Below are 2,873 nucleotides of genomic sequence, written 5' to 3'. Positions count from 1 at the left end.
GGTGCTGCCTGTTCAGGATGTTTTTCATAAGGGTTCTCGCTAAAGGGAATCGGCGGTTCAGAGCTTGCTGGCCATCAGCTCCATCAACTGGTCGATGTGCGCTTCGGTATTGAGCAGCCCCGGCGAAACACGAATGATCGGCCCGACATCACGGTCCACGGCATCGCACACCACGCGGCGGTCCATCAGGTAATTGGCGACCTCTTCGCAGTCCTGGTGCTTGATGCGGAAGAAGGTGAAACCGGCGGAATACTCCGGCGACAGCGGTGTGACCAGCTCCACCGACGGATGCTCCTGCAAACGCTTCTTCAGGTAGCTGTTGATGGCGTGGATGCGCGTCGCGACCTCGGCCTTGCCCAGCTCCAGGTGCAATTTGAAAGCTTCGGTCAGTGCCCAGCGGTGTTCGAACGAGTGGTAGCCGCCGTAGGTCATCACGGTGGAAAACTGGGTGGCTTCAGAGAAGGTCGGGATGGTCGGGGTCACGTCCTTGAGCTCGTCGGAGCGGGCGCAGATGATCCCGGTGCCCCGTGGGCCGAACATCCATTTGTGGGTGCCGGCGATGAAAAAGTCGCAATGCATGTCCGGAAAATCGACGTTCTCCACGCCGAAGCCGTGTACGCCATCGATCACGTAGAGGATGCGGTCCTTGTCTGCGCGGCCACGGTTTTTCTCGGCCACCAGTTTGCCGATCTCGCCGATGGGCAGCTTCACGCCGCTGCCGGAATGCACCCAGGTCATGCCCAGTACGCGGGTCTCGGGGCGGATGTTGCGTTCAATCGCGGCCAGCACTTCGGCGGTCGAGACCTTGTACGGGTCTTCGAACAATCTGATCTTGCGAACCCTGGTGCCGTCCTTCTGGGTGCGGTATTCGAACACGCTGTTGGCGGCGTAGTGCTCGTGTTCGCTGGTGAGGATTTCCTGGTCCGGGCGCACGTGGATGCCGGCGTAGATCATCGCCAGGCCTTCGGTGGTGCTGCCGGTCAGGGCGATCTGCGACGGCTTGGCTTTCAGGTAGCGTCCGGCCCACACGCGCACGTCCTCTTCGCGGCGTTCGGTTTCGCCGCGATGCCAGTCCATGGCCAGGCCGGGGTTGCGATCGAGGTTGGCGCGGTGCATCTCGATGGCTTCACGCACCGGGCGCGGGTGCGAGGTCACCAGGAAGTTGGCGAAGTGCAGGTAGTTCGGGTCCTGCGTGAACAGTTGGCGCAACTGGTCCCATTTGTCCTTGGGCAACGGCGCGGGGCTTGCAGCCTGTGCGGGCAGATTGATGGCCGAGGCCAGGGGAATGCCGGCCGCCAGAATGCCGGCCTGCTTGAGGAATGAACGACGGTTGGTCATGGATTCGGTTCGCTTTGGCAAAAGGAAAAATCAGTTCTGCACCACAGGCCGGGAAGATTTCTGCACCTGGTCCCAGACCCGCAGGAAGTTGCCGCCCCAGAGTTTGGCGATGTCGGCTTCACTGTAGCCGCGGCTGATCAGTTCTGCGGTCACGTTGCGGGCCTCGCTGACGTCTTTCCAGCCGTCGAGGCCGCCGCCGTCGTTGAAGTCGGAACTGATGCCGACGTGGTCGATGCCGATTTTCTTCACGGCGTAATCGATCGCATCGCCGTAGTCCTTGAGGGAGGCCTTGGGTTCTTTGTCTAGGATCGAGTAGAGCTGGCTGGCGTATTCGCCGAAACGCTGCTCGGGCCAGACGGTGATCACCGGATCGCCGGGCATCAGGGCCATCTCCAGGCCTTGCAGCGGTTGCAGGTCGAAGCGCGCGCGCAGGGCATTGAGCTTGTCCAGGGTGGCCTGGCTCAGCGGGCGGATGTAGGTCGGGAAGCCGACAATCTGCACCACGCCGCCGCTGTTCTTGATCAACTGCATTTCCGGGTCGCTGAGGTTGCGCGGGATGTCCACCAGCGCTCGGGGTGCCGAGTGGGAGGCGACCATCGGCGTGCGGCTCAGTTGCGCGACTTGCTCCAGGGCCTTGGTCGACATCTGCGACACATCGATGATCACGCCCAGGTCATTCAGGCGATGGACCGCCTGTTTGCCAATGTCCGACAGCCCGCCAAGGGCATCGCGCGAGTCATTGAAGAACGGCAACGGCCGCGACGAATCGGCCCAGGCGTTGTTGCCCACGTAGCTGAAGCCGAACATGCGCATGCCTCGCGCGGCCCACTGGTCCAGGGCGTTGAGGTCATTGCCCAGCGGGTAGGCGTTGAGCATGCTGATGAAGATCGCGAACTTGCCTTCGCCATGCAGGCGCCGGAAATCGTCGGGGGAGTAGGCGATTGCCACCTGATTGGGGAAGTCACGCACCATCGCGCTGATGATCCTGTAGCGGGTTTCCTGCTCGTGTCGGGCCTCGTCGACGAAGCCGGCAGTAGGCCGATGAGGGGCGTTGGCGCCGTTCCATATTTCCGGCCAGCCGAAGATCGTCAGCGCCGCACCGGACAGGCGCCCGCGGCCGGTCTTGACCAGGTCGAACTGGCCTTCGCCGTCCTTGTCGACTTCGTTGCCGGCGGTGCCGAAGTCCATGGGCACGGTGATGTGGCTGTCGAACGAGAGGATGCGCTCCTGTAATTGATCGGCCTGTTTCATCACCTTGACCGGGTAGCCGGGATTGTCCTTGAACCAGTAATCCCAGGCTGCAAGGCCTGCACCCGCGCTGATCGCCAGGGCCAGCGGCAGGCCGATGAAAAGAGCCTTTTTCGAACGTGGTTTTGTCATTGCCGTCTCAGTCAGGTTCGCCGTCGGGGATCAGGCGCAGGGGCCTTTGCTATCTGGGGGGAACGTATGGCTGATCCAATAATTTAGGTGTCTATGCGGGCCTCATCGCGAGCAAGCTCGCTCCCACACTGATCGAGTGAACACTGGAGATCCCC

General features: G+C 62.0%; 2 protein-coding genes. Both read right to left on the bottom strand.

Annotated features, from left to right (window positions below; all coding sequences use genetic code 11):
- Positions 1-57: 57 nt before the first annotated feature.
- Positions 58-1,338: an aminotransferase class V-fold PLP-dependent enzyme gene (locus ACREPD_RS22015; protein ID WP_431601270.1), complete on the bottom strand. Its 1,281-nt coding sequence runs from the start codon at positions 1,336-1,338 to the stop codon at positions 58-60.
- A gap of 30 nt (positions 1,339-1,368) precedes the next feature.
- Positions 1,369-2,718: a pyoverdine-tailoring dipeptidase-like protein PvdM gene (gene pvdM / locus ACREPD_RS22010; protein ID WP_431601269.1), complete on the bottom strand. Its 1,350-nt coding sequence runs from the start codon at positions 2,716-2,718 to the stop codon at positions 1,369-1,371.
- Between the last annotated feature and the right edge of the window lie 155 nt (positions 2,719-2,873).

Origin of the sequence: Stenotrophomonas sp., from assembly GCF_050737075.1 — a bacterium.
Classification (GTDB): Bacteria; Pseudomonadota; Gammaproteobacteria; order Xanthomonadales; family Xanthomonadaceae; genus Stenotrophomonas.
This window is presented reverse-complemented; position numbering and strand designations above follow the sequence as displayed.

What these genes read in the sequence shown, in the direction of transcription:
- pvdM (WP_431601269.1), bottom strand. Translation starts at nt 2,718, where the DNA reads ATGACAAAACCACGTTCGAAAAAGGCTCTTTTCATCGGCCTGCCGCTG.
- ACREPD_RS22015 (WP_431601270.1), bottom strand. Translation starts at nt 1,338, where the DNA reads ATGACCAACCGTCGTTCATTCCTCAAGCAGGCCGGCATTCTGGCGGCC.